General features: G+C 69.5%; 23 protein-coding genes and 2 tRNA genes. 10 read left to right on the top strand and 15 right to left on the bottom strand.

Going from position 1 to position 24,309, the window contains the following annotated elements; translation table 11 throughout:
- Nucleotides 1–14: 14 nt before the first annotated feature.
- From rpmG to glnA, 12 genes are all read right to left on the bottom strand, one after another.
- Nucleotides 15–182 (bottom strand): 50S ribosomal protein L33, encoded by a 168-nt coding sequence (gene rpmG / locus MKK64_RS24520; RefSeq protein WP_147726819.1) that lies wholly within the window; start codon nucleotides 180–182, stop codon nucleotides 15–17.
- A gap of 147 nt (nucleotides 183–329) precedes the next feature.
- A complete protein-coding gene (locus tag MKK64_RS24515) occupies nucleotides 330–1,067 on the bottom strand; it encodes an NUDIX hydrolase (RefSeq protein ID WP_409568006.1) in 738 nt (245 codons plus the stop codon).
- Complete coding sequence (locus MKK64_RS24510) at nucleotides 1,024–1,482, bottom strand: DUF983 domain-containing protein (RefSeq protein ID WP_243933658.1); 459 nt, start codon at nucleotides 1,480–1,482, stop codon at nucleotides 1,024–1,026. The genes MKK64_RS24515 and MKK64_RS24510 overlap by 44 nt, the downstream gene beginning before the upstream one ends.
- Nucleotides 1,483–1,509: 27 nt before the next feature.
- Nucleotides 1,510–3,834, bottom strand: a complete 2,325-nt coding sequence (gene rnr / locus MKK64_RS24505) for a ribonuclease R (protein WP_243938170.1) — start codon at nucleotides 3,832–3,834, stop codon at nucleotides 1,510–1,512.
- A gap of 260 nt (nucleotides 3,835–4,094) precedes the next feature.
- Nucleotides 4,095–4,433, bottom strand: a complete 339-nt coding sequence (locus tag MKK64_RS24500; protein ID WP_243938168.1) for a hypothetical protein — start codon at nucleotides 4,431–4,433, stop codon at nucleotides 4,095–4,097.
- A 78-nt stretch (nucleotides 4,434–4,511) separates the two neighbouring features.
- Nucleotides 4,512–5,090: an NADPH-dependent FMN reductase gene (locus tag MKK64_RS24495; protein ID WP_243938166.1), complete on the bottom strand. Its 579-nt coding sequence runs from the start codon at nucleotides 5,088–5,090 to the stop codon at nucleotides 4,512–4,514.
- A 50-nt stretch (nucleotides 5,091–5,140) separates the two neighbouring features.
- A complete protein-coding gene (locus MKK64_RS24490; protein ID WP_243938164.1) occupies nucleotides 5,141–5,776 on the bottom strand; it encodes a VOC family protein in 636 nt (211 codons plus the stop codon).
- A 385-nt stretch (nucleotides 5,777–6,161) separates the two neighbouring features.
- Entirely contained in the window at nucleotides 6,162–6,506 is a 345-nt protein-coding gene (locus tag MKK64_RS24485; RefSeq protein WP_243938163.1) for a hypothetical protein, read from the bottom strand.
- A gap of 292 nt (nucleotides 6,507–6,798) precedes the next feature.
- Complete coding sequence (locus MKK64_RS24480; protein WP_243938161.1) at nucleotides 6,799–7,047, bottom strand: hypothetical protein; 249 nt, start codon at nucleotides 7,045–7,047, stop codon at nucleotides 6,799–6,801.
- Nucleotides 7,048–7,377: 330 nt separating this feature from the next.
- On the bottom strand, nucleotides 7,378–7,650 hold the full coding sequence (locus MKK64_RS24475; RefSeq protein WP_147727914.1) for a hypothetical protein: 273 nt from the start codon (nucleotides 7,648–7,650) through the stop codon (nucleotides 7,378–7,380).
- Nucleotides 7,651–7,989: 339 nt separating this feature from the next.
- Nucleotides 7,990–8,304, bottom strand: a complete 315-nt coding sequence (locus MKK64_RS24470) for a hypothetical protein (RefSeq protein ID WP_243938160.1) — start codon at nucleotides 8,302–8,304, stop codon at nucleotides 7,990–7,992.
- 156 nt (nucleotides 8,305–8,460) lie between these two features.
- Entirely contained in the window at nucleotides 8,461–9,870 is a 1,410-nt protein-coding gene (gene glnA, locus MKK64_RS24465) for a type I glutamate--ammonia ligase (RefSeq protein ID WP_147727913.1), read from the bottom strand.
- 349 nt (nucleotides 9,871–10,219) lie between these two features.
- Here glnA and MKK64_RS24460 point away from each other — a divergent pair, with 349 nt between their 5' ends.
- Nucleotides 10,220–11,239 carry a glutamine synthetase beta-grasp domain-containing protein gene (locus MKK64_RS24460; protein WP_147727912.1) on the top strand — a complete coding sequence of 340 codons (1,020 nt, stop codon included), beginning with the start codon at nucleotides 10,220–10,222 and terminating at the stop codon, nucleotides 11,237–11,239.
- A 139-nt stretch (nucleotides 11,240–11,378) separates the two neighbouring features.
- Here the strand turns inward: MKK64_RS24460 and MKK64_RS24455 are convergent, their stop codons facing one another.
- Both MKK64_RS24455 and MKK64_RS24450 read right to left on the bottom strand, forming a co-directional pair.
- Nucleotides 11,379–12,317 carry a glutaminase gene (locus MKK64_RS24455; RefSeq protein WP_313898938.1) on the bottom strand — a complete coding sequence of 313 codons (939 nt, stop codon included), beginning with the start codon at nucleotides 12,315–12,317 and terminating at the stop codon, nucleotides 11,379–11,381.
- Between the two features lie 22 nt (nucleotides 12,318–12,339).
- Nucleotides 12,340–12,678: a P-II family nitrogen regulator gene (locus MKK64_RS24450; RefSeq protein WP_147727910.1), complete on the bottom strand. Its 339-nt coding sequence runs from the start codon at nucleotides 12,676–12,678 to the stop codon at nucleotides 12,340–12,342.
- A 215-nt stretch (nucleotides 12,679–12,893) separates the two neighbouring features.
- Between MKK64_RS24450 and MKK64_RS24445 the strand changes: the two genes are divergently transcribed.
- Nucleotides 12,894–14,402: an NAD(P)H-hydrate dehydratase gene (locus tag MKK64_RS24445; RefSeq protein WP_243938158.1), complete on the top strand. Its 1,509-nt coding sequence runs from the start codon at nucleotides 12,894–12,896 to the stop codon at nucleotides 14,400–14,402.
- Nucleotides 14,403–14,454: 52 nt separating this feature from the next.
- On the opposite strand, the gene MKK64_RS24440 is transcribed toward MKK64_RS24445, so the two are convergent.
- Entirely contained in the window at nucleotides 14,455–15,918 is a 1,464-nt protein-coding gene (locus tag MKK64_RS24440) for a multicopper oxidase family protein (RefSeq protein WP_243938156.1), read from the bottom strand.
- 182 nt (nucleotides 15,919–16,100) lie between these two features.
- Between MKK64_RS24440 and MKK64_RS24435 the strand changes: the two genes are divergently transcribed.
- The 8 genes from MKK64_RS24435 to MKK64_RS24400 all read left to right on the top strand — a co-directional run bounded on the left by MKK64_RS24435 (nucleotide 16,101) and on the right by MKK64_RS24400 (nucleotide 24,214).
- Nucleotides 16,101–16,185, top strand: a tRNA-Leu gene (locus tag MKK64_RS24435).
- A gap of 188 nt (nucleotides 16,186–16,373) precedes the next feature.
- The gene (gene tig, locus MKK64_RS24430) at nucleotides 16,374–17,804 is read left to right on the top strand and encodes a trigger factor (RefSeq protein ID WP_147727614.1); all 1,431 of its coding nucleotides are present in this window, start codon (nucleotides 16,374–16,376) and stop codon (nucleotides 17,802–17,804) included.
- A 127-nt stretch (nucleotides 17,805–17,931) separates the two neighbouring features.
- Nucleotides 17,932–18,558, top strand: a complete 627-nt coding sequence (locus tag MKK64_RS24425; protein WP_147843596.1) for an ATP-dependent Clp protease proteolytic subunit — start codon at nucleotides 17,932–17,934, stop codon at nucleotides 18,556–18,558.
- Between the two features lie 232 nt (nucleotides 18,559–18,790).
- Entirely contained in the window at nucleotides 18,791–20,062 is a 1,272-nt protein-coding gene (gene clpX / locus MKK64_RS24420; RefSeq protein ID WP_147727615.1) for an ATP-dependent Clp protease ATP-binding subunit ClpX, read from the top strand.
- Nucleotides 20,063–20,334: 272 nt separating this feature from the next.
- Complete coding sequence (gene lon / locus MKK64_RS24415; RefSeq protein ID WP_147727616.1) at nucleotides 20,335–22,749, top strand: endopeptidase La; 2,415 nt, start codon at nucleotides 20,335–20,337, stop codon at nucleotides 22,747–22,749.
- Nucleotides 22,750–22,829: 80 nt separating this feature from the next.
- Nucleotides 22,830–23,555 (top strand): aspartate/glutamate racemase family protein, encoded by a 726-nt coding sequence (locus MKK64_RS24410; protein ID WP_243938154.1) that lies wholly within the window; start codon nucleotides 22,830–22,832, stop codon nucleotides 23,553–23,555.
- A gap of 61 nt (nucleotides 23,556–23,616) precedes the next feature.
- Nucleotides 23,617–23,692 (top strand) — tRNA-Val (locus MKK64_RS24405).
- A gap of 222 nt (nucleotides 23,693–23,914) precedes the next feature.
- Nucleotides 23,915–24,214, top strand: coding sequence for a hypothetical protein (locus tag MKK64_RS24400; protein WP_243938152.1), 300 nt, complete (start codon nucleotides 23,915–23,917; stop codon nucleotides 24,212–24,214).
- Nucleotides 24,215–24,309 lie beyond the last annotated feature (95 nt).

Below are 24,309 nucleotides of genomic sequence, written 5' to 3'. Positions count from 1 at the left end.
CCGGACCGAAACGCTTACTTGATCTTCGATTCCTTGAAGTCGACGTGCTTGCGCACGACCGGGTCGTACTTGCGCTGCGTCAGCTTCTCGGTCTGCGTGCGGGAGTTCTTCTTGGTGACGTAGAAGTAGCCCGTGTCGGCGGTGGAGACGAGCTTGATCTTGACGGTGACGGCCTTGGCCATGGCGGGCGCTCCTGGGGCTTCGCGGCATTCCGCAAGCGCGAAACGCAAAAGGGCCGGGCGTGGCCGGCCGAATACCGGCGGGTGAATGCCCGATCGGGCCGGGGCCGTCAAGGTGGGGACCCGCTCGGGCGCCCCGCGGCCCGAGCCCTACAGCACCGTGCGCTCGCGCCGGCCGCGGCGCTCGGCGTGGAACGGGATCGGGCGGTAGGGCGCGAAGTCGACCGCGACCTGGGCTTCCAGCTCGTCGAGGATCATGCCGGTGATGGTCGGCAGGTCGAGCTTGCGCGCGGCGGCGAAGGTGAACCACGCGAGCTCGGTGAGTTCCGACGCCTCCGAGACCCGGCCCGGCTCCTCGGCGGCGATGGCGCGGCGGTCGACCGTGAAGAAGCGGGTGTCGAAGCGGCGCACGCGCTTCGGCGGCGTGATCGCGCGGGCGACGAAGTGCAGCGCCTCGAGGTCCGGCAGCACGCCGTGGGCGGCGAAGGCCTCCCAGCCGGCCGGCACCTCCTCCGGCGGCCCGTATTCGCGGGTGCCGACGAGCAGGCCGGTCTCCTCGAAGGTCTCGCGGATGGCGGCGAGCGCCAGCGCGCGGCCGAGATGGTGGGGCGGGCGCGCCACCTGCCGGGTCAGCGCGGCCTCGGCGTAGTCGGGCAGCGCGCCGGCCACCGGCATGCGCCTGTCGCTCGCCTCGATCCGCCCGCCGGGAAACACGAACTTGCCCGGCATGAAGGCGAGGCCGGCGTTGCGCCGCCCCATCAGCACCTTCGGCGCGCGGGTGCGGCGGTCGAGCACGATCAGCGTCGCGGCGTCGCGCGGGCGCAAGGCCGCGGACGGTTTCGGCTTAGGGCCGGAGGGGGGACGCGCCGTCGAGGCCGGGTCGGTCAAGGTGCGCGTCCTCCGGCCCCGCGTCGGGCTTAGCTCCCGGTAGCGTGGCGAAGCCGTGCATGCCAAGCGCGTATTGCAGCCCGACCACCGCGCCCTTCACCGGCTGGAGCAGCCCGAGCGCCAGCGCCAGCGTCACCACCGGCCAGACGCTGAGCGAGACCCAGAGCGGCACGTCGTAGTTCAGCTCCGATTCGAGGATCAGGTAGCCGATCACGTGGGCGACCACGAAGATCACCAGGTAGGGCGGCAGGTCGTCGGCGCGGTGATGGTGCAGCTCGAGCCCGCACGCGTCGCATTCGGGCCGGACCTTGAGGTAGCGCCCGAAGATCCGGCCCTCCCCGCAATGCGGGCAGCGGCCGACGAAGCCCCGCGCCATCGAGCGGACCAGGCCGGTACGGGTGGGGGGCTCGCGCATCATGCCGTCACCATACACCCTGCCGCCTCACCGGCGCGAGCCGCGGTGACGCGTGCCCGCGTTGCGGATGCCGGCGGGGCGGCCGCTCGGGGCGGCCTTGAAGGCGCGGCCGCCGGGCGCCTGGGTGCCGGAGGCCTTGGTTCCCGCCCGGGTGCGCCCTTCCGACAGAAGCTCGAAGCGCAGCGCGCCGGCGACGGGGGCGGCCTCGACGAGCTTCACCTCGACCTTGTCGCCCAGCCGAAAGGTCTCGCCGGTGCGCTCGCCGACCAGCGCGTGGCGGCCCTCCTCGTGGCGGAAGTAGTCGGCGCCCAGCGTCGAGATCGGCACGAAGCCGTCCGCGCCGGTATCGGCCAGCTTGATGAACAGCCCGGCCCGCGTCACGCCGGCGATCTGGCCGTGGAAGGTCGCGCCGACCCGGTCGGCGAGGTGGTGGGCGATCAGCCGGTCGATGGTCTCGCGCTCGGCCGCCATGGCCCGGCGCTCGGCCGCCGAGATCTGCTCGCCGACCTGCGCGAGGTCGGCGGCCGTCACGTCCGGCGAGAGCCCGTCCGTGCCCATGCGCCCGGCAGCGATCAACGCCCGGTGGACGATGAGGTCGGCGTAGCGCCGGATCGGCGAGGTAAAGTGGGCGTAGCGGCGCAGGTTCAGCCCGAAATGCCCGAGATTCTCCGAGCCGTAGACGGCCTGGGCCTGGCTGCGCAGCACTACCTCGTTGATGAACAGCGCGTGCTCGGTCTCGGCCACCGTCGCGAGGATGCGGTTGAACAGGGCCGGCCGGAGCGCGCCCTCCTTCGGCAGCTTGACGCCGACCGAGGCGAGCACCTCGCCGAGCGCGCGCATCTTCTCGATCGCCGGCTCGTCGTGCACCCGGTAGATCAGCGCCTGGCGCGCGCCCTCGAGCGTCTCGGCCGCCGCGACGTTGGCCTGGATCATGAACTCCTCGATCAGCCGGTGCGCGTCGAGGCGCTCCGGCACGATCACCCGGTCGACCGCGCCGTCCGGGGTCAGCAGCACCTTGCGCTCCGGCAGGTCGAGCGCCAGCGGGCCGCGCCGGTCGCGCGCCTCGCGGAGCGCCGCGTAGGCGGCCCAGAGCGGGCGGAGCGCCGTGTCGAGCAGCGCATTCGCGGCGTCGTCGCCGTGCCCGTCGATGGCGGCCTGCGCCTGGGCGTAGGAGAGCTTGGCGCGCGAGCGCATCATCACCCGGTGGAACGTGTGCCTGCGCTTCGTCCCGTCGGCGGCGACCACCATCCGCACCGCCAGCGCCGGGCGGTCCTCGCCCTCGCGGAGCGAGCACAGGTCGTTGGAGATGCGCTCGGGCAGCATCGGCACGACCCGGTCGGGGAAGTAGACCGAGTTGCCGCGCTCCAGCGCCTCGCGGTCGAGGGCCGAGCCGGGGCGGACGTAGGCCGCGACGTCGGCGATCGCCACGGTGACGACGAAGCCGCCGGGGTTGCCGGCGTCGTCGTCGGCTTGCGCCATCACCGCGTCGTCGTGGTCCTTGGCGTCGGGCGGATCGATCGTCAGCAGCGGGCGGTCGCGCCAATCCTCGCGGCCCTTCATCGTGGCGGGCTTGGCCGCGTCGGCCTCGGCCAGCGTCGCCTCCGCGAACACGTGCGGGATGTGGTGGAGGTGCAGCGCGATCAGGCTCACCGCCTTCTCGGAGCCGAGCGAGCCGAGGCGCTCGCGCACCCGGCCGCGCGGCAGCCCGAAGCGGGTCTCGCGCTCCAGCGTGACGCTGACGAGGTCGCCCTCGCGGGCCTCGCCCTCCTCGCCGGGCGGGATCAGGATCTCGCGGCCCTGCGAGCGCTTCTCCACCGGCACGATGCGGCCACCTTGGGCGCCCTCGCGGAACACGCCGATGATCTCGGCCTTGTTCTTTCCGATCACCTTGACGACGCGGCCGGTGTAGCGCCCGTCGGCGCCGTCGGGCTCGACCCTGAGCAGGGCGCGGTCGCCGATGCCGGCGGTCAGGCCCCGCGGCTTGCGGCCGCCGCGCGGCGCGTGGAGCACGATGGTCGGCGGCTTGCCCGTCCCATCGCCCTTGCCGGCATCCCACTCGGCGGGAAACGCCAGGAAGTCGCCGTTGCGGTCGCGCGAGCGGATGTCGGCCAGCACCACCGGCGGCAGGCGCCCGGCCTTCGACAGGCCGCCGCGCCCGCGGGCGATGTCGCCGTCCTCCTCGATCTCCTTGAGGATGCGCTTCAAGCCGATCTTGTCGGCGCCCTTGATGCCGAAGGCCTGCGCGATCTCGCGCTTGCCGACCGTGTCGGTCGCCCGCGCGATGAAGGCGACGATCTGCTCGCGCGAGGGGAGGGACGGCTCCCCCGCCTGGGTGTTGATGCGTTTGGCCAAAGGCTGTTCAGCTCGCTCGCGCCGCGCGCGGCGACGGTTCTGTTCGGGGATCGCGATCGAGGACCGCGCGTCTGTTCCCCAACATGGTGCTGCGCCCGATCCGGAGCAACATCGGCGCCGCCGGCCCTCGACAGGCGTCGGTCGCCGGTCTCCACCCGGAGAGCATTTTCAAGCGGGGTGGATCCGGGCCCGCAGGAAGACGATACGGCCTCACGACAGGACAGAGCATCGTCCGCGATCCCTGGATCACGGACGATGCTCTAGCCGGTGGAGGCCGACTTGCGGATCCTCTCGACGGCGGCGTCCACGTCGAAGCCCGGCGCGATCAGGTCCTCGAGGGCGAACGGCGCGGCCCGCGGCAGGGTCAGGTTCACCTGGCCCTCGGCCGGCTGGAGCTCCGGCGCCTCGGCCGCCTTGATCGCCAGGGTCCAGGCGCCGTCGATGCGCAGCGATCCCGCTTCCGGCGGGTCGGCCGCCAGCGCCGCGAGCTTCTCCCGCGCCGCGTCGCGGCAGGCGAGGCTCGTCCGGTCGTCGGAGATCAGCGCCGCCTTGATCAGCTCGGCCAGGGCGTCCCGGACCCGTTCCACGCTCTCGTTCATGCCCAGCTCTCGTTGATGCCACGTCCGTCCTGCGACCCGCGGTCCCCGGCGCGTGGCAATCGCGGTGCCACTCGGCGCTCAGTACGGCGTGCCCTTCTGCCGCTGGGCCTTCAGCGCCTCGGCGTACCAGGCCAGCTCGTCGAGGAACTTGCCGGCGGCCTTGGTCAGCCACGGCTCGGCGGCCGTGCCCGCCTCGTCCAGCGCCTTGCCGACCCGCGGCACCGGCAGCAGCGCGGGGATGCTCGGCATGCCGAGCTCGGCCAGCATCGCCCGGAGCTGCATCGCCGCGCGCACGCCGCCGTACTGCCCGGCCGAGTAGCAGCAGATCGCCGAGGGCCGCCAGTAATACTCCTCCAGGAAGTGGTCGAGGGTGTTCGACAGGGCCGGCGGCACCGAATGGTTGTACTCGGCCGAGACCACGGCGAAGGCGTCGGCCCGGCGGTAGAGCGCCGCCAGCGCCTCGAGCTTCGGCGGCGCCTCGCCCTTCGGGTGCTCCTTGTACATCCGGTCGAGCAGCGGCAGCTGCAGCTCGGCGGGGTCGACCAGCGGCGCCTCCCAGCCGCGCCGCTCCAGCTCGGCGATCAGGAATCGCGCGACGCGAAGACCCTGCCGGTCGGAGCGGACGGAGCCGAGGATCACCGGGCAGACGAGGGCCATGGGACGGTCTCCTGCAGGGGGCCGGAACGACGCGCCGATCGCGCTGCCCGTCAGGATAGCACGCGCAGGCCGTGGGGCGTCGCGATCTCGGCGCGGTAGCCGAACGCCCCGGCCCGGACCGCCGGCGCGTCCGCGAGCCGAAGCGTCCGGTACAGGGCGGCGATCCGGTCGGGATCGGGGTGCGTGAGGGTGAGGCCGGCGAGCCGGCAGCCGAGATCGGGCATTGCGCCGGCCGGGTGCGGGCCTTCGCCCCACGTCATCGGGCAGGGCAGGGCGCCGTCCTCGGGCCAGGCGCCGTCGCGGCGCACGGCGAAGCGCCAGCGCAGGGCGCCGCGGCTGACGGCCAGCGCATCGCCGAACAGGCCGGGATGGCGCCCGAGCAGGCCGTCGAGGTCGCCGGTGCGGGCGACCCAGCCGCGCAGGCGCCGGCCGGCCTCCCAGTCGGCCCGCACGCGGACGCCGTCGTCGAGGCCGAACCAGCGCGGGCGGCCGGGCGGCGCGGCCGCCGCGTCCACCGCGATCACCTCGAGGAAGGTCGCCGGGCCGAGGCGCAGCAGATGGTTGCGGGTCGCCATCTCGCGGTGGCGCCCGCCCTCGGGCATGTCGACGCCGAGGCCGTCGCGGACATGAGCCACGCCCGCGGCGAGATCCGGTGCGACGATGACAAGGTGGTCGAGGGTGAGCATGGATCGATTCGCCGATTCGAACGATCAGGGTCCCAAAGCGACCGGCAACGCATTCCGAGGGGGCGTGATTGACCGTGACGACGATCGATCCCACCCCTGATCATAGAACCACAAACCGGGGGATTCCAAAGGGATCATCCCTTTGGCGGGGGCTCGGAGCCGAGCCCCGAGGATCATGCAGGGCCCTCGCCCGCACCCGCGAAAGATCCCGGGCCTTTCGAAACCCGGACGGGTCCGGGGAAGGATCCGTTCTTCACCGTCGGACGATCACCATGCTTCCATGACACGCTTCAGGCCTCGGCAACCTGCCGGAACTTCTACCGCATCCCCGTCATCGTCAGCCTTCGCCGGTTCCGAGCTGCCCTGGCGGCTCCCGAGGCGGGCGTTACAATCTGTCCCGCACCCGTTTCAGAAAACCTCTCAGCTCGGCGCCGTCGTGAAACACGATATCGGCGGAGGAGGACCACCACAGTTTCCTGAAGTCTTCGTCTGAAAATTCGTCTGCGGTGATCGAGCCGAGATATTCCCTCAGTCTTGCGCGTTTTTCCGCATCCTTCAAAGGCGATAAAACGGTACGGATCATTTCCTCTTCGCTCGACACGTCGTCGAGAAGATCTTGATAGAATTGCAGGCTGAAATCACAAAATTCCGCAGACAGCTTCATTTCGGCTGCCTTCTGCAGGGGGAAATGCGGCCCGGATAAGAAATCCGCTCGGGGAAGTCGGGTCATGTCTCGACTCGACGCCAACACGACGTGTGTCGCGCAGATAAACAGCGCTATCATCTGTGTGATTTGCGAATTTTAGTTATGCAATCATCGAGATGCAGCAACTCCAGCCTTCTTTAAATGGAAACACAAAATCTGCAATCGATGGCGGATCGTGCGGGATATGGAGATTTTATAGGAGGGATCGCGCATCGCAAGGATGAACTCGGGCCAGATATCAGAGCCGATCTCGCGCTCTTCTCAACAACTCACGCAGCCCAGCGCTATCACGAAACACGGTGTCTGCGGACGACGACTACCAGATTTCTTGCAGCTCCCTATCGTCTACATGATCCCGCGTTATCTCATCGAGATACGAACGCAGGCGCGCGCGTTGTTGCGGATTTGAGAATGGGGACAAGACCGAATTGATTAATTCCGCTTCTGTTTCAACGCCGTCCAATATGCCCGCATAAAATTGGCGTGAGAATTTCTCGAATTCCGGTGGCTGCTGCATGTCGATCCCCGTCACGCCGTGGATGCGCGGCTCGGACGCAAAAGCCACGCGCCGAATTCAGGTCATGGATCAAGTAAAAACCAGCACTGCGATTATATTTGATATACAAGCTACCTTAGTTGCAGCAGCTCGGCATCCGAGGCGTCGTCGCGTGTGATCCCGTCGAGGAAGTCCTGCAGGCGGATCCGCTCCTGGCCGGTGAACGGATCGAGCACGATGTCACAGACCTCGTCTTCCGTCTTCCCGGTCGTGTCGAGGTCCTGGTAGAAACCCAGGCCGAGCCGATGGAATTCCGACGTGGGTTCGAGGCGCGGCTTCGCCGTGGCGTCTTCCCTCTTCCCTCTGCGGCGTCCGGACCCGATCCCTCGGATTCTCTGGTCAGAGCCGGTCGCGGGCGCCGGCCAGGAAGGCGCGGAGATCCTGCACGGTGGGGAAGTAGATGTCGGCGTCCGTCTCATTCCACAGCCGTTCCAACGTCGCGTCGGACGCCTCGCGGACGGCCCGGTCGATGAACTGCCGCAGGCGGACGCGTTCCTCGCCACGAAAACGTCTGAGACCGAAATCGTACATCTCCTCGAGCGTCGGCGCGATGCGATCGATGTCCTGGATGTACCAGCGGGCAAAGGTCAGGAATTCCGGGGCGGCCTGCATGTCGATCTCAGTCGTTGCGCGGATAGGCGGTATGGATGCGGTACCCGCGGGGACTGCCCGGATCGTGAACGATGAACATTCCGACATCGTAGGTCGTGCGCAGATACGGCTCGAGCTGCCCCGCCGTGTAGGCTTCCGGCCCGGTTCTCTATCCGAAACGGGATGTCATGAAGGCATCGTCTCTTCTACCGGTTGCGACGTCATCGACCTCCGCAGCATTCTGCTCCAGTGTTCGATCGACAAAGTCGTTCGCAGTCTCCACTGACTCGAACGAGCCATCGCGCTTCAGGCCGTAACTGATGACCGGGAACGTCCCTCTGCTGGCCAGGACGCGATCCATCATCTCCGCATCCGTCTTGCCACATGCTCGCGAAGCGTATGCCCGCCGCGCGCCTCTTCCTCGGAGAGCAAGACCCTGTACCGGCGGTCGGCATCGTCCGAGACGTGGAAGATCCGCGCATCGTCGGCGAAATCATGCCCGTCGCCCGTATCGCCATCCGTCCATTGGCCCCCGCTCGGGTTCCCGGCCGGCACGCGGGGTTGGTCGGCGTGATACGCACGCAGCGACAGGCGCAACCGCAGGAAGGCGACCTCCACGCGGTACGCGGCGATCAGCCATCTCGCCCGCAAAAGGCCCGTCGCGCCTGACGCCATGGACTGCACCCCTCGGATCTTCCTATATTCCTACACAGGAATATAGTCAGAAAAGCGAGGCTCTCCGCGGTTCTCAAACGCGAAGCGCCGGAGCCTCGAGGAGGCTCCGGCGCTTCGTCGTGGGCGATGGGAGCGGTCGTCGCGCCCGCCCCGGACTCAGAGCGAGTAGTACATCGTGAACTCGACCGGGTGCGGGGTCATCTCGTAGCGCATGACCTCCTCCATCTTCAGGGCGATGAACGAGTCGATCTGGTCGTCGGTGAAGACGTCGCCGGCCTTGAGGAAGGCGCGGTCGCGGTCGAGGTTCTGCAGCGCCTCGCGCAACGAGCCGCAGACGGTGGGGATCTTCTTCAGCTCGCGCGGGGGCAGGTCGTAGAGGTCCTTGTCCATGGCCGCGCCCGGATCGATCTTGTTCAGGATGCCGTCGAGCCCCGCCATCAGCAGCGCCGAGAAGGCGAGGTAGGGGTTGGCCATCGGATCGGGGAAGCGGACCTCGACGCGCTTGGCCTTCGGGCTCTTCGTCCACGGGATGCGGCAGGAGGCCGATCGGTTGCGCGCCGAGTAGGCGAGCAGCACGGGGGCCTCGTAGCCCGGCACCAGGCGCTTGTAGGAGTTGGTCGACGGGTTGGTGAAGGCGTTCAGCGCCTTGGCGTGCTTGATGATGCCGCCGATGTACCACAGGCATTCCTGGGAGAGGCCGGCGTACTTGTCGCCGGCGAAGATCGGCTTGCCGTCCTTCCAGATCGACTGGTGCACGTGCATGCCCGAGCCGTTGTCGCCGAAGACGGGCTTCGGCATGAAGGTCGCGGTCTTGCCGAAGCTCTGCGCCACGTTGTGGATGCAGTACTTGTAGATCTGCATGTGGTCGGCGAGCAGCGTCAGCGTGTCGAACTTCATGCCGAGCTCGTGCTGGGCGCTGGCGACCTCGTGGTGGTGCTTCTCCACCTTCACGCCCATGCCCTGCATCGCGGCCAGCATCTCGCCGCGCATGTCCTGGGCCGAATCCTGCGGCGGCACCGGGAAGTAGCCGCCCTTGGTGGCGACGCGGTGGCCGAGGTTGCCGCCCTCGTAGTCGGTGAAGCCGTTGGTGGGCAGCTCGGTCGAATCGAGCTGGAAGCCGGTGTGGTACGGGTCGGCGCCGAACTTCACGTCGTCGAAGACGAAGAACTCGGCCTCCGGGCCGACGTAGATCGTGTCGCCAATGCCGGTGGACTTGAGATAGGCCTCGGCGAGCTTGGCGGTGCCGCGCGGGTCGCGCGGGTAGGGCGCGCCGGTCGAGGGCTCGAGCACGTCGCAGACGATGACCATGGTGGCCGCCGAGAAGAACGGGTCCATCGTGGCGGTCGCCGGGTCCGGCATCAGCAGCATGTCGGATTCGTTGATCGCCTTCCAGCCGGCGATCGACGAGCCGTCGAACATCGTGCCTTCCTCGAAGATCTCGTCGTCCACCAGGCTGACGTCGAAGGTGACGTGCTGCCACTTGCCGCGCGGGTCCGTGAACCGGAAGTCGACATACTTGACGTCGTTGTCCCGGATGGTCTTGAGCACCTCGGCCGCTGTCGTCATCGTGGACGTCCTCCTGACATTCGTGGGCCGCCGCACCGTGCCGTGCGCCGGACGTGGGCTCCATACAGTCCGCGACGCCGTCGTGCCAACCGAAGGGGCCGGGAAATCGTCGTCGCCTCGGACGACGGGCGGTGCCGCCGCATCGCCCGCGCCCGAGCCGAGTGGGGCGGCCCCCTCCGAGCCCGACGCTCACGCGGAGTTGACTGCTTCGGCCGCGCGGGGACGGGAACCGCCGGCGGGACGGCGTTTTGCTGGCACGGTCCCTGCTAGCGGGGTCTCGGTCGTCGGAAGCCCCGGAGCGGCTGCCGTTCCCGCTGGCTTTTCATCGTTAACGGACGAGAGACTCGGAATGACGAAATACAAACTCGAGTATTTGTGGCTCGACGGGTACACGCCGGTCCCGAATCTTCGCGGCAAGACCCAGATCAAGGACTTCGACGGCTTCCCGACCCTCGAGCAGCTCCCGCTCTGGGGCTTCGACGGCTCATCGACCCTGCAGGCCGAGGGCGGCTCGTCCGACTGCATGCTCAAGCCCGTGCGCCACTTCCCCGATTCCACGCGCAAGAACGGCGTGCTGGTGATGTGCGAAGTGATGATGCCGGACGGCAAGACCCCGCACCCGTCGAACAAGCGCGCCACCATCCACGATGACCCGGGCGCCTGGTTCGGCTTCGAGCAGGAATACTTCTTCTACAAGGACGGCCGCCCGCTCGGCTTCCCGTCGACCGGCTACCCCGCGCCGCAGGGCCCGTACTATTGCGGCGCCGGCTACTCGAACGTCGGCCCGATCGCGCGCCAGATCGTCGAGGAGCACCTCGACCTCTGCCTCGACGCCGGCATCAACCACGAGGGCATCAACGCCGAGGTGGCCAAGGGCCAGTGGGAGTTCCAGATCTTCGGCAAGGGCTCCAAGAAGGCCGCCGACGAGATGTGGGTCGCGCGCTACCTGCTGCAGCGCCTGTGCGAGAAGTACGGCATCGACGTCGAGTACCACTGCAAGCCGCTCGGCGACACCGACTGGAACGGCTCGGGCATGCACGCCAACTTCTCGACCACCTACCTCCGCGAGACCGGCGGCAAGGAATACTTCGAGAAGCTGATGGCGGCGTTCAAGGAGAACCTCGACGACCACATCGCCGTCTACGGCCCCGACAACCACATGCGGCTGACCGGCAAGCACGAGACCGCGGCGATCAACCAGTTCTCCTACGGCGTGGCCGACCGCGGCGCCTCGATCCGCGTGCCGCACTCCTTCGTCAACAACGACTACAAGGGCTACCTGGAAGACCGCCGTCCCAACAGCCAGGGGGACCCCTACCAGATCGCCTCGCAGATCCTGAAGACGGTCGAGTCGGTTCCGACCCACTGAGGTCCGGGATTTCGGCCTTACGCGGCGGCGCGGGTCTTCGGATCCGCGCCGTCTTTCGTTCCCCGGGCGCGTGCCGGTCGGAACGCGGCCCCCCCTCTCCCGGAGGGGAGAGGAGGCCCTTCGGCGCTTCGCGGAGAGCTCACGCGCCGAAGATCGACCAGCCCATGCGCTTGGTCAGGCTTTCCAGCGCGATCCGGCCGAGATGCGAGTTGCCGGATTCGTCGAGGCCGGGCGACCAGACCGCGATCGAGGCCCGGCCCGGGGCGATCGCCAGGATGCCGCCGCCGACGCCGCTCTTGCCCGGCAGGCCGACCCGGTAGGCGAACTCGCCCGAGCCGTCGTAGTGGCCGCAGGTCAGCATCACCGCGTTGATGCGGCGCGCGCGCTCGGGCGGGATCACCGACAGGCCGGTGGCGGGGTTCCGGCCGGAATGGGCCAGGAAGCGCCCCGCCGTGGCGAGCTGCCGGCACGACATGCTGATCGCGCAATGGTGGAAGTAGACGCCGAGCGTGTAGTCGACCGGGTTCTCGACCACGCCGAAGGACTTCATGTAGTTGGCCAGCGCCACGTTGCGGAAGCCGGTGCGCTTCTCGGACGCCGCCACCGCCTCGTCGATGGCGATGGTCGGGTCGTTGGCGAGCGCCTGCATGAAGCGCAGGATCTCGCCCAGCGCCTCGCGCGGCTGGTGGCCGGACAGGATCACGTCGGTCACCGCGATCGCGCCGGCATTGATGAAGGGGTTGCGCGGAACGCCCTGCTCGCGCTCCAGCTGCACGATCGAGTTGAACGGGCTGCCCGAGGGCTCGCGCCCGACGCGCTTCCACAGGGCGTCGCCGACCATGCCGAGCGCGAGCGTCAGGGTGAAGACCTTCGACACGCTCTGGATCGAGAACGGGGTCTCGCTGTCGCCGGCCGCAGCGATGGTGCCGTCGGCATCGATCACGACGAGGCCGAAGGCCTGCGGGTCGACGCGGGCGAGCTCGGGGATGTAGCGCGCGACCGTGCCCCGGTCGGAGCGCTGCCGCATCTCGTAGGCGATCTCCTCGACCACGCTGCGCAGGTGCGGAGTGAGGCTCACGCGCCGCCTCCCGGCGCGGGGCTCAGATCGCGTCCGGCCCGGTCTCGCCGGTGCGGATGCGGATCGCCTCCTCGATGGTCGAGACGAAAATCTTGCCGTCGCCGATGCGGCCGGTCTGGGCCGACTTGCGGATCGCCTCGACGGCGCCCTCGACCAGCGCGTCCGAGAGCACGATCTCGAGCTTCACCTTGGGCAGGAAGTCGACGACGTATTCCGCGCCGCGATACAGCTCGGTGTGGCCCTTCTGGCGGCCGAAGCCCTTGGCCTCGATCACGGTGATGCCCTGGAGGCCGACCTCCTGGAGCGCCTCCTTCACCTCGTCGAGCTTGAAGGGCTTGATGATCGCTTCGATCTTCTTCATGCCGGACGGCCCAACCTGCGCTCTATGATGCCGAATTTCTATCACTCCACCGGTCCGGCCGCCACGCCGTTTTCAACCCGCCCCCGGTGAAACTGCCCATTCTGGTTGCATGAAATGCAAATCGTTTAGGCAATTTCGCCGTGAGGGCCGATTGTTTGGGCATCGGCTGGACCGTGCACGGGCAGCGCGGCTTCGAACGAGACGGAAGTGACGTGATGGACGGCTCACGCCTGATGACGGTCGACGCGATGAGGACCGTCGATGCGACGGCGATCGCCGGGGGCACGCCGGGCATCGCCCTGATGCGGGCGGCCGGCGCCGCGGTGGCGGAGCGGGCGCGGGCGCACCTGGCCCCGGGCGGCCGGGTGCTCGTCCTGTGCGGCCCCGGCAACAACGGCGGCGACGGGTTCGTCGCGGCCCGCCTGCTCGCCGAGGCCGGGCACGGCGTCGATCTCGCCCTGCTCGGCCCCCGCGACGCCCTCTCGGGCGATGCGGCCGAGGCCGCGGCGGCGTGGAGCGGGACGGTGCTGGGCCTGGCGGAGGCCGAGCCGTCGCGCGCCGACCTCGTCGTCGACGCGCTGTTCGGCGCCGGCCTGTCGCGCGACCTCGAAGGGCCGGCCCGCCATGCGCTCGAGCGGGTCGCGGCGTCCGGGCGCCCGGTGCTGGCGATCGACGTGCCGAGCGGGGTCGACGGCGATACCGGCGCCGTCCGCGGCTTCGCGCTCCGGGCGGTCGAGACCGTCACGTTCGTCGCGGAGAAGCCCGGCCACCGGCTGCAGCCCGGCCGCGGCCTGTGCGGCCGGCTGCACGTCGCCGGGATCGGCACCGGCCCGGCGGCGTTCGCGGCCGGGCTCGCGGTCGGCGCGCCGGCGTTCCGCAACGGACCGGAGGTCTGGGGCGCGCGCCTGCCGCGGCTCGCCGATGCGAGCCACAAGTACACCCGCGGCCACGCCCTCGTGCTGTCGGGGCCGGCCACCCGCACCGGCGCGGCGCGGCTGGCCGCCCGCGGCGCGCTGCGGATCGGGGCCGGGCTCGTCACGGTGGCCTCGCCGGAGCGGGCGCTGGCGGAGAACGCCGCCCACCTCACCGCGATCATGCTGCGGCCGTGCGACTCCGCCGACGACCTCGACGACCTGCTCAACGACGAGCGCATCAACGCGATCCTGGCGGGCCCCGGCCTCGGCGTCGGCGAGGCGACGCGCGACCTCGTCGCGGTGGCGGCCGCCGCCGGGCGCGGCCTCGTGCTTGACGCCGATGCGCTGACGAGCTTTGCCAAGCAGGCGGCCCTGCTCGCCGCCCACCTCGCCGACGGCGACGCGAAGGCGGTGCTGACCCCGCATGCGGGCGAGTTCGCGAAACTGTTCGCGGGCACCGACGCCGTCGCGGAGGTCGGCAAGCTCGAGCAGGCCCGCCGCGCCGCCGCACGGGTCGGCGCCGTGGTGGTGCTCAAGGGCCCCGACACGGTGGTGGCCGCCCCCGACGGCCGCGCCGCGATCAACGACCACGCCACGCCGTGGCTCGGCACCGCCGGCTCGGGCGACGTGCTCGCCGGCCTGGTCGCGGGGCTCCTGGCCCAGGGCATGCCGCCGTTCGAGGCGGCCTGCGCCGCGGCCTGGCTCCACGGCGATGCCGGCCTGCGCCACGGCCCGGGGCTGATCGCCGAGGATATTCCGGAGTTGATGCCGGCGGTGCTGGCGGGGGTTCTGGAAGAGCTTGGAGGGTGACGACGGCCTTTTCCCTCCCCCCGCAAAGGGGGGAGGGAGGAAGCGGGCTGCGTCACGTCACCTCGAAGCAGGTCCACAGCCCGGTGTCGAACCGCTCCAGCACCGTCGCGCTGATCAGCCAGCGGCCGGGATTGTCGGCCTGGAAGGCGATGCGGGCGGTGCGGCCTTCGAGGAGCTGGAAGGTGTCGAGCCAGTAGGGCTCCCAGCCGTCGTCGAGGGGGTGGAGCAGGCGGAAGACGTGGCCGTGCAGGTGCAGCGCCTGCGGGAACGCGGTCTCGTTGCGCAAGGCCAGCACCACCACCTGGCCGCGCTTCACCGTGAAGATCGGCGCGAGGCCCGCGGTCGCGCTGGTGCCGTTGACCGACCAGATCCGGTTGGCGTCCCCGGAATAGGCCGGCTCCGCCTCGGGCTTGTCCTTCGAGAGGCTGGCGCCGCCGGTGATCACCACGTCGCGGCGCAGGGCGTTCTGCAGCTTGACCTCGCGCGGCAGCAGCGGGTTCTCGCCGATCGGCCCGATCGGCGGCCGCTTCTCGGTGACGGCCGAGCCCTTGGTGACGACGGTGGCGAGCTGCAGGCCCTGGCCGACCAGCGCGGTGATCGCACCCTTCGCGTCGGCCTCCGCCGGCAGGTCGATCAGCAGGTCGTAGCGGGTGCCGGGCGGGAACGGCAGCGTCGCGCGCAGCGGCTCGAACGTGTCGGTCGGCTGGCCGTCGACCGCCGCGACGTAGACCTTCAGGCCCTCGAAGCGGATGCGGGTCGCCCGGGCGTTGCAGGCGTTGCCGAGCCGCACCCGGATCCGGCTGCCCGGCCTCGCCTCGAAGGTGGCCGGCACGTTGGCGCCGTTGATGGTCACGAGGTTGCCGAGCCGCCCGTTGCTCGCCGCGAACGCGGTCTGGCCGAAGGGCAGCAGCGCGCCGTCGTCCTGCAGGCGCCAGTCCTGCATCAGCAGCGACACGTCGGCCTCGACCGCGGGGGGCGCCTTCTCCTCGACGATCAGGAAGCCGGCGAGGCCCCGGCCGGACGGCTCGCTCGATCCGCCGACCACGAGCGGACGGACCAGGAAGGTGCCGGCGTCGGGCGGCACGAAATCGTAGGTGAAGTCGGCGCCGGGCGCGACCGGCGCCTGCGTCACGCCGCCGACGCCGTCCATGGCGTTCTTGTTGCGCACCCCGTGCCAGTGCAGCGAGAGCGGCTTGTCGGTCCTGTTCTCGACCCGCACGCGCACGGCCTCGCCGAGCTTCACCCGGAACGTCGGAGGCGCCGAGGTCCCGTCGAACGACCATACGGCGGTCTCGGGGGCGGGCTCGGGCCGGAAGCGCGTCTTGGACGGCGCCGCCTTCGCGGCGCGCGGCTCCGGCGGCGGCGCGGTCGGCGCCCCCGGCGCAGGCGCCGCGGGCTTGCCCTGGGCCCGGCCGGCCCGCGGGAGCAGGAGGAACGCGGCGCTTCCCAGGAAGAGCGCCCGACGCGACGCGCCGTGTCGAGATTCGGTCGGCGGCGCGGATCGGGCTGTCGGCATGGAACCTCGGAGCGGCGGGGCGCGCGCGCGGAATCCGGGACGGATTCCGGGGCCGCCGCTTGTAGCCGCCGCCCCCGCGCGGCGCCACCGTTTCGGACCCGCAAGTTTTTTGCTGCGGCCTGTGCCTCGCATGCTATAGACCCGCCCTCCGGCGGCCGGACACGCGCCGGGCATCGGCGCTCGCGGGCGTGGCGGAACTGGTAGACGCGCTGGATTTAGGTTCCAGTGTCGCAAGACGTGGGGGTTCGAGCCCCTCCGCCCGCACCAGCTCCGCCGTCGGAAACGGAAACGGCCGATCCCTGTGCGGACGCGGGCGGCCGGCTCCGCCCAGCGGATGCCGTTCGCCTCGCGCGGTCCCGCTTCCCCGTACCGAACCCGCGACTCCGCCAGGCCTCAGCAAGGGCCGCACCCGGATGCTCGCGCATACGATCACACGGACTTTGAGAGCGACGACGATGCAGGTGACCGAGACACACTCCGAGGGGCTGAAGCGCACGTTTCAGGTGTCCCTCGCCGCGAGCGAGCTCGAGGATCGCCTGAACACCGAGCTGTCGGGCATGAAGGACAAGGTCCAGCTCAAGGGCTTCCGGCCGGGCAAGGTGCCGGTGGCGCACCTGCGCAAGGTCTACGGCCGCTCGGTGATGGCCGACGTGGTGCAGAACGCCGTCAACGAGGCGAACCAGAAGATCGTCGCCGACAACGGCCTCAAGCTCGCCCTCGAGCCGCAGATCGAGTTCCCCTCCGACCAGTCGGTGGTCGAGAAGGCGCTCGACGCCAAGGCCGACCTCTCGTTCAAGGTCGCCCTCGAGGTGCTGCCGAGCTTCGAGCTCGCCGACCTCTCCGACGTCAGCCTGACCAAGCTGGTCGCCACCCCCTCGGACACCGAAGTGAACGAGGCGCTGGAGCGCATGGCCGGCCAGAGCCGCCCGTTCACCGAGCGCGACGCCGGCGCGGCCGCCGAGACCGGCGACCGCCTCACCATCGACTTCGTCGGCCGCATCGACGGCACCGAGTTCGAGGGCGGCAAGGGCGAGGGCATCGATCTCGAGCTTGGCTCGAACTCCTTCATCCCCGGCTTCGAGGAGGCGCTGGTCGGCGCCAAGGTCGGCGAGCAGCGCCTCGTCAAGGCGACCTTCCCGGAGGCCTACGGCGCCGAGCAGCTCGCCGGCAAGGACGCCGAGTTCGACGTGACCGTCACCAAGATCCAGGCCCCGGGCGAGGCCAAGATCGACGACGACTTCGCCAAGGGCATGGGCCTCGACTCCCTCGACGCGCTCAAGGAGGCGGTGGCCAAGGCGATCGGCACCGACTTCGAGGCGGCCTCGCGCCGCAAGCTCAAGAAGGAGCTCCTCGACGCGCTCGACGGCCGCTACGCCTTCGACCTGCCGCCCTCGCTCGTCGCGCAGGAATTCGCCAGCGTCTGGGCCCAGGTCGAGCAGGACCTGAAGGCCCGCGGCAAGACCTTCGAGGACGAGGACACCACCGAGGAGAAGGCCACCGCCGAGTACCGCAAGATCGCCGAGCGTCGCGTGCGCCTCGGCTTGGTGCTTGCGCAGGTCGGCGAGAGCGCCGATATCAAGGTCTCCGACGAAGAGGTGAACCAGGCCCTCATCGCCCGGGTCCGGCAGTTCCCGGGCCAGGAGCAGCAGGTCTGGGATTTCTACCGGAAGAATGCGCAGGCGCTCGCCGAGCTTCGGGCGCCGCTGTTCGAGGAGAAGGTCGTCGACCACGTCCTCGGCCAGGTCAAGCTGGTGGAGGAGCCCGTCTCGAAGGAGACGCTCTTCGCCGACGAGGAAGCCGACGACGCCGGCGACGGGAAGGCCGACGCCAAGTCGGCCGACTCGACGTCCGCCGAGGCGGCGCCGGCTGAATCGAAGGCCGACTGAGCCCGCGCTCGTCTCGAGGCGGCGGGCATATGGTTAGGCGGCGTTAAGGAATGCCGTCGTTCGCTGACGCGCCCGGCCTCTCCGTGATTCGCGGAGGGCCGGGCCCCTTGGAGCCCAAAAGGCCATGATGAGAGATCCGGTCGACTATTATAACAGCGCGCTCGTGCCCATGGTGGTCGAGCAGTCGAGCCGCGGCGAGCGGGCGTTCGACATCTACTCGCGGCTGCTGCGCGAGCGGATCATCTTCCTCACCGGACCGGTCGAGGATTACGGCGCGTCGCTGATCGTCGCGCAGCTGCTGTTCCTCGAGGCCGAGAACCCGAAGAAGGAGATCTCCTTCTACATCAACTCGCCCGGCGGCGTGGTGACCTCGGGCCTGTCGATCTACGACACGATGCAGTTCATCCGCTGCCCGGTGACGACGCTCTGCGTCGGCCAGGCCGCCTCGATGGGCTCGCTGCTCCTCACCGCCGGCGAGCCGGGCCACCGCTTCGCCCTGCCCAACGCCCGCATCATGGTCCACCAGCCGTCCGGCGGGTTCCAGGGCCAGGCCACCGACATCCTGATCCACGCCCGCGAGATCGAGGCGCTGAAGAAGCGCCTCAACGAGATCTATGTGAAGCACACCGGGCGCGACTACGACTCGATCGTCCAGGCGCTGGAGCGCGACAACTTCATGACCGCCGATGCGGCCAAGGAGTTCGGCCTGATCGACGAGGTCATCCAGAAGCGGCCCGAGCCGGCCGCCGCCTGAGGAGGCCGCATGCCCTCGCCCGGCGGCCGCGGCGTCGCCGGGGGAGGGGTGTGGCGATCGCGGCCTTGATCCCGCCGCGGCCGCGTGTTTGCATCGGGGTTCGCGGCGACCGGTTCGCGAGGGACCCTAGGCAAAGACGCGCAGGTGACTTTTTCTTTAAGCGGATTCCCTTACTTGTAAACGATGCGCGTGTGCCCCCGGCTGGCAGCGCACGCACGAATCGGAGACCGATATGAGCAAGACTGGCGGCACCGACTCCAAGAGCACGCTGTACTGCTCGTTTTGCGGCAAGAGCCAGCACGAGGTCCGCAAGCTGATCGCGGGCCCGACGGTGTTCATCTGCGACGAGTGCGTCGAGCTGTGCATGGACATCATCCGTGAGGAGTCGAAATCCTCCCTGGTGAAGAGCCGCGACGGCGTGCCCACGCCGAAGGAGATCCGGCGCGTCCTCGACGACTACGTCATCGGCCAGGACTTCGCGAAGAAGGTCCTCTCGGTCGCGGTGCACAACCACTACAAGCGCCTCGCCCACGCGACCAAGCACAACGACGTCGAGCTGGCCAAGTCCAATATCATGCTGATCGGGCCGACGGGCTCGGGCAAGACGCTGCTCGCGCAGACGCTGGCCCGCATCCTCGACGTGCCGTTCACCATGGCGGACGCGACCACGCTGACCGAGGCGGGCTACGTCGGCGAGGACGTCGAGAACATCATCCTCAAGCTGCTCCAGGCCTCGGACTACAACGTCGAGCGTGCGCAGCGCGGCATCGTCTACATCGACGAGATCGACAAGATCTCGCGCAAGTCCGACAACCCCTCGATCACCCGCGACGTCTCGGGCGAGGGCGTGCAGCAGGCGCTCCTGAAGATCATGGAAGGCACCGTCGCCTCCGTGCCTCCGCAGGGCGGCCGCAAGCACCCGCAGCAGGAGTTCCTGCAGGTCGACACGACCAACATCCTGTTCATCTGCGGCGGCGCCTTCGCCGGGCTCGAGCGGATCATCTCGGCGCGCGGCAAGGGCACCTCGATCGGCTTCGGCGCGACCGTGCAGGCCCCCGACGACCGGCGCACCGGCGAGGTGTTCCGCTCGGTCGAGCCCGAGGACCTGCTGAAGTTCGGCCTCATCCCCGAGTTTGTCGGCCGCCTTCCCGTGCTGGCGACGCTCGAGGACCTCGACGAGGACGCCCTCAAGAAGATCCTCCAAGAGCCGAAGAACGCGCTGGTGAAGCAGTACCAGCGGCTGTTCGAGATGGAGAACGTCGACCTGACGTTCCAGGACGAGGCGCTGTCGCTCGTTGCCCGCAAGGCGATCGAGCGCAAGACCGGCGCCCGCGGCCTGCGCTCCATCCTGGAGACGATCCTCCTCGACACGATGTACGACCTGCCGGGCCTCGACTCGGTGGAGCAGGTCGTGATCGGCCCCGAGGTGGTCGAGGGCAAGTCGCGCCCGCTCTTCATCCACGGCGACCGCAACAAGGAAGCGCCGGCCAGCGTCAGCGCCTGACGTGCGCCGGCGCACATGCGCTAAGTCCTTGACGGAGCGGGCCGATCACGGATCGGCCCGTGACAGGTGGGCACCTTGAAACGGGGCTCCTGGAAAACCACCTGAGGCTCAGCGCAGTGGCCGCTGCCTCCCTTGAGGGGCGGTGCCGCGCCACCAGCCGCAAAGTCTCCAGCAGACCTATCCCGACCCTCGCGGCCCGGTCGGCCCCTGGCAGGAAGCTTGCTCCGAATCGGAGGAGCGACCGCCCGGCGTCCCTCATGAGGAAGTCAACGATGACCCAATCGAAATCCCGCCAGCCGGTCGTTCCGGGCTCGACCGGCTCCTACGCCGTCCTGCCGTTGCGCGACATCGTCGTCTTCCCGCACATGATCGTGCCCTTGTTCGTGGGTCGCGAGAAGTCCATCCGCGCGCTCGAGGAGGCGGTCAAGACCGACCGCCACATCCTGCTCGCCACCCAGATCAACGCCGGCGACGACGACCCGGCCACCGACGCGATCTACACGATCGGGACGCTCGCCTCCGTGCTGCAGCTCCTGAAGCTGCCCGACGGCACCGTGAAGGTGCTGGTCGAGGGCGGCGGCCGTGCCAAGATCACCGGCTTCACCCGCTCGGACGAGTATTACGAGGCCGAGGCCGAAGCCCTGGTCGACGAGCTCGGCGACAAGGTCGAGGCCGAGGCGCTCGCGCGCTCCGTGCTCTCGGAGTTCGAGAACTACGTCAAGCTCAACAAGAAGATCTCGCCCGAGGTCGTCTCCGCGGTCACGCAGATCGAGGAGCCCTCGAAGCTCGCCGACACGATCGGCTCGCACCTCCTCGTCAAGATCGCCGACAAGCAGGCGATCCTGGAGACGCCGACGGTGGCCGCGCGCCTGGAGCGCGTGCTGTCGCTGATGGAGAGCGAGATCTCCGTGCTGCAGGTGGAGAAGCGCATCCGTACCCGCGTCAAGCGGCAGATGGAGAAGACCCAGCGCGAGTACTACCTCAACGAGCAGATGAAGGCGATCCAGAAGGAGCTCGGCGACGAGGACGGCCGCGACGAGCTGGCTGAACTCGAGGACAAGATCGAGAAGACCAAGTTCACCAAGGAAGCCCGCGAGAAGGCGTCGGCCGAGCTGAAGAAGCTGCGCCAGATGTCGCCGATGTCGGCCGAGGCGACGGTGGTGCGCAACTACCTCGACTGGATGCTCGGCATCCCCTGGAACAAGCGCTCGAAGATCAAGAAGGATCTCCTCGGCGCCCAGGTCCTGCTCGACGGCGACCATTTCGGCCTGGAGAAGGTCAAGGAGCGGATCGTCGAGTACCTCGCCGTGCAGCAGCGGGCCAACAAGCTCACCGGGCCGATCCTCTGCCTCGTCGGGCCTCCCGGCGTCGGCAAGACCTCGCTCGGCAAGTCGATCGCCAAGGCGACGGGTCGCGAGTTCGTGCGGATGTCGCTCGGCGGCGTGCGTGACGAGGCCGAGATCCGTGGCCACCGCCGGACCTACATCGGCTCGATGCCCGGCAAGATCGTCCAGTCGATGCGCAAGGCCAAGACCTCGAACCCGCTCATCCTGCTCGACGAGATCGACAAGATGGGCATGGATTTCCGCGGTGACCCCTCTGCCGCCCTGCTGGAGGTTCTCGACCCCGAGCAGAACGCGACCTTCAACGACCATTACCTCGAGGTCGACTACGACCTGTCGAACGTGATGTTCGTGACGACCGCCAACACCCTCAACATCCCTGGGCCCCTGATGGACCGCATGGAGGTGATCCGCATCGCCGGGTACACCGAGGAGGAGAAGGTCGAGATCGCGCGCAAGCACCTGATCCAGAACGCGCTGAAGAAGCACGGCCTGGACAGCAAGGAATGGTCGATCGACGATGAGGCCCTGCTGATGCTCGTCCGCCGCTACACGCGGGAGGCGGGCGTGCGCAACCTCGAGCGCGAGCTGTCGAACCTGATCCGCAAGGCGGTGAAGGAGATCCTCATCACCAAGGTGAAGAGCGTCGAGATCGACGTCGAGCGCCTGCAGGTCTTCCTCGGCCCGCCGAAGTTCCGCTACGGCGAGATCGATGCCGACGACCAGGTCGGCGTGGTCACCGGGCTGGCCTGGACCGAGGTCGGCGGCGAGCTGCTGACGATCGAGGGCGTCATGATGCCGGGCAAGGGCAAGATGACGGTCACGGGCAACCTGAAGGACGTGATGAAGGAGTCGATCTCGGCGGCGGCGAGCTACGTCCGCTCGCGGGCGCTCGACTTCGGCATCGAGCCGCCGCTGTTCGAGCGTCGGGACATCCACGTCCACGTGCCGGAGGGGGCGACCCCGAAGGACGGGCCCTCGGCCGGCATTGCCATGGCGACCGCCATCGTCTCGACCTTCACCGGCATCCCGGTGCGCCGCGACATCGCCATGACCGGCGAGGTCACGCTCCGCGGGCGGGTGCTGCCGATCGGCGGCTTGAAGGAGAAGCTGCTCGCCGCGCTCCGCGGCGGCATCAAGACGGTGCTGATCCCCGAGGAGAACGCCAAGGACATCGCCGAGGTGCCCGACAGCGTGAAGAACGGGATGGAGATCATCCCCGTCGCGATGATGGATCAGGTCCTCAAGCACGCCCTGGTGCGCCAGCCCGAGGCGATCGCCTGGGAGGAAGTGATCCCGGTCAAGAAGACGGCCGAGGACGGCGCCGCCTTCGTCGCCCACTGATCGCCCGAGCATGAACGACGAGGCCCCGGAGCACCGCTTCGGGGCCTTTCGCTTGCATGGTCCCCCGCGAAAGGCCGCCCATGCGCATCCTGGTGATCAATCCCAACACCACCGAGGCCGTGACCGAGCGCGTCGCCGCGCATGTCCGCCGGATCGCGGGGGCCGCCGCCACGATCGTGCCGGCGACCGGCCGCTTCGGGGCCCGCTACATCGCCAGCCGGAGCGCCGCGGCGATCGCCGGCCACGCCGCGCTCGACGCCTTCGCTGAGCACGGGGCCGGATGCGATGCGGTCTACCTCGCCTGCTTCGGCGATCCCGGCCTGCTGGCGCTGCGCGAGATCGCCCCCGTCCCGGTCGTCGGCATGGCCGAGGCCGCCTGCCGCGAGGCGGCCTCGGCCGGGCGCTTCGCCATCGTCACCGGGGGGACGGCGTGGCGGCCGATGCTGAGCGAGTTCGTCGCGCTCCTCGGCCTCTCGGACCGGCTCGCCGGCCTCCGCACGACGACCGCCACCGGCGGCGAGATCCACCGCGACCCGGACGCGGCCCTGGCCGACCTGATCGCCGCCTGCCGCGCCTGCGCCGACGAGGATGGGGCCGACACGGTGATCCTCGGCGGCGCCGGCCTGGCGGGCCTCGCCGAGCGCATCCAGCCCGCGGTTCCGGTACGGGTCCTGTGCTCGGTGGAGGCCGGCACCCGCGCGGTCCTCGCCGCCGCGGCCCGACCCGGCCCCACGCCGCCCGACCGCCCGGCGATCGACAGCGCCGGCCTGTCCCCGGCCCTGGCGCAGCTCCTGGCCGGCACGTAGGTGGCGCCGCGCGCGCCTCGGCCTTGCCTCGGTGCCGCGGCATGCCGTACCACGCGGGCGCGGGCGGTTAGCTCAGTTGGTAGAGCGTCTCCTTTACACGGAGAGGGTCGGGGGTTCGAGTCCCTCACCGCCCACCAATCGTCACGACGGCTCGGGGCGGGTCGTCGGACCCAGCGGGCGTTCGATCCTCGGAAGCGCCTCGGCGACCGGCGTCGCGGATCGCTCCACGAGATGCCGGCGCCGCCTCGGTCCGTGCGATCCTCGGGCTCGGATCCCCGTCGGCCTCGCGGATGGGGGATGATGGCGCCTCGGGCGAAATGATGCTCTAGGCTCCGGAGGCGCCACCCAGGACCAGCGACATGCGAACCGTCATCCTCGCGCTTGCCATCACGATCGCGCCCGTCCCGGCGCTCGCCCTGTGCAGCTGCGCCTGTGTCCAGGGAACCGCCGTCGCGCGATGCTCCTCGACCGCCGACAACGTGCCGATCTGCCAGCTGCTGTGCCCGCCCTCCGCTGCCGCGCAATCGGTCGCCGGTCCGTCGATCACGCTGCCGGGCGCGCCGCAGCGTCGCCCGGACCCGATCCAGATCAACGAGCAGAACCAACAGCTGCGCTCGCAGGGCATCACGCCCCGCGACGGCCAGCCCCTGGACCGCTGACCCGCGACACGCCCCCCCGCGGCACCCGATCCGGCCCCGGTTCACCCGCCGTGCCGGCCGGCCTGATCGCGCCGTCTCCGCACGATGGAGAGCGG

The organism is Methylobacterium sp. E-025 (assembly GCF_022829705.1).
Classification (GTDB): Bacteria; Pseudomonadota; Alphaproteobacteria; order Rhizobiales; family Beijerinckiaceae; genus Methylobacterium.
The sequence above is the reverse complement of the archived record's forward strand: the minus strand, read 5'-3'. Positions and strand labels throughout refer to the sequence as shown.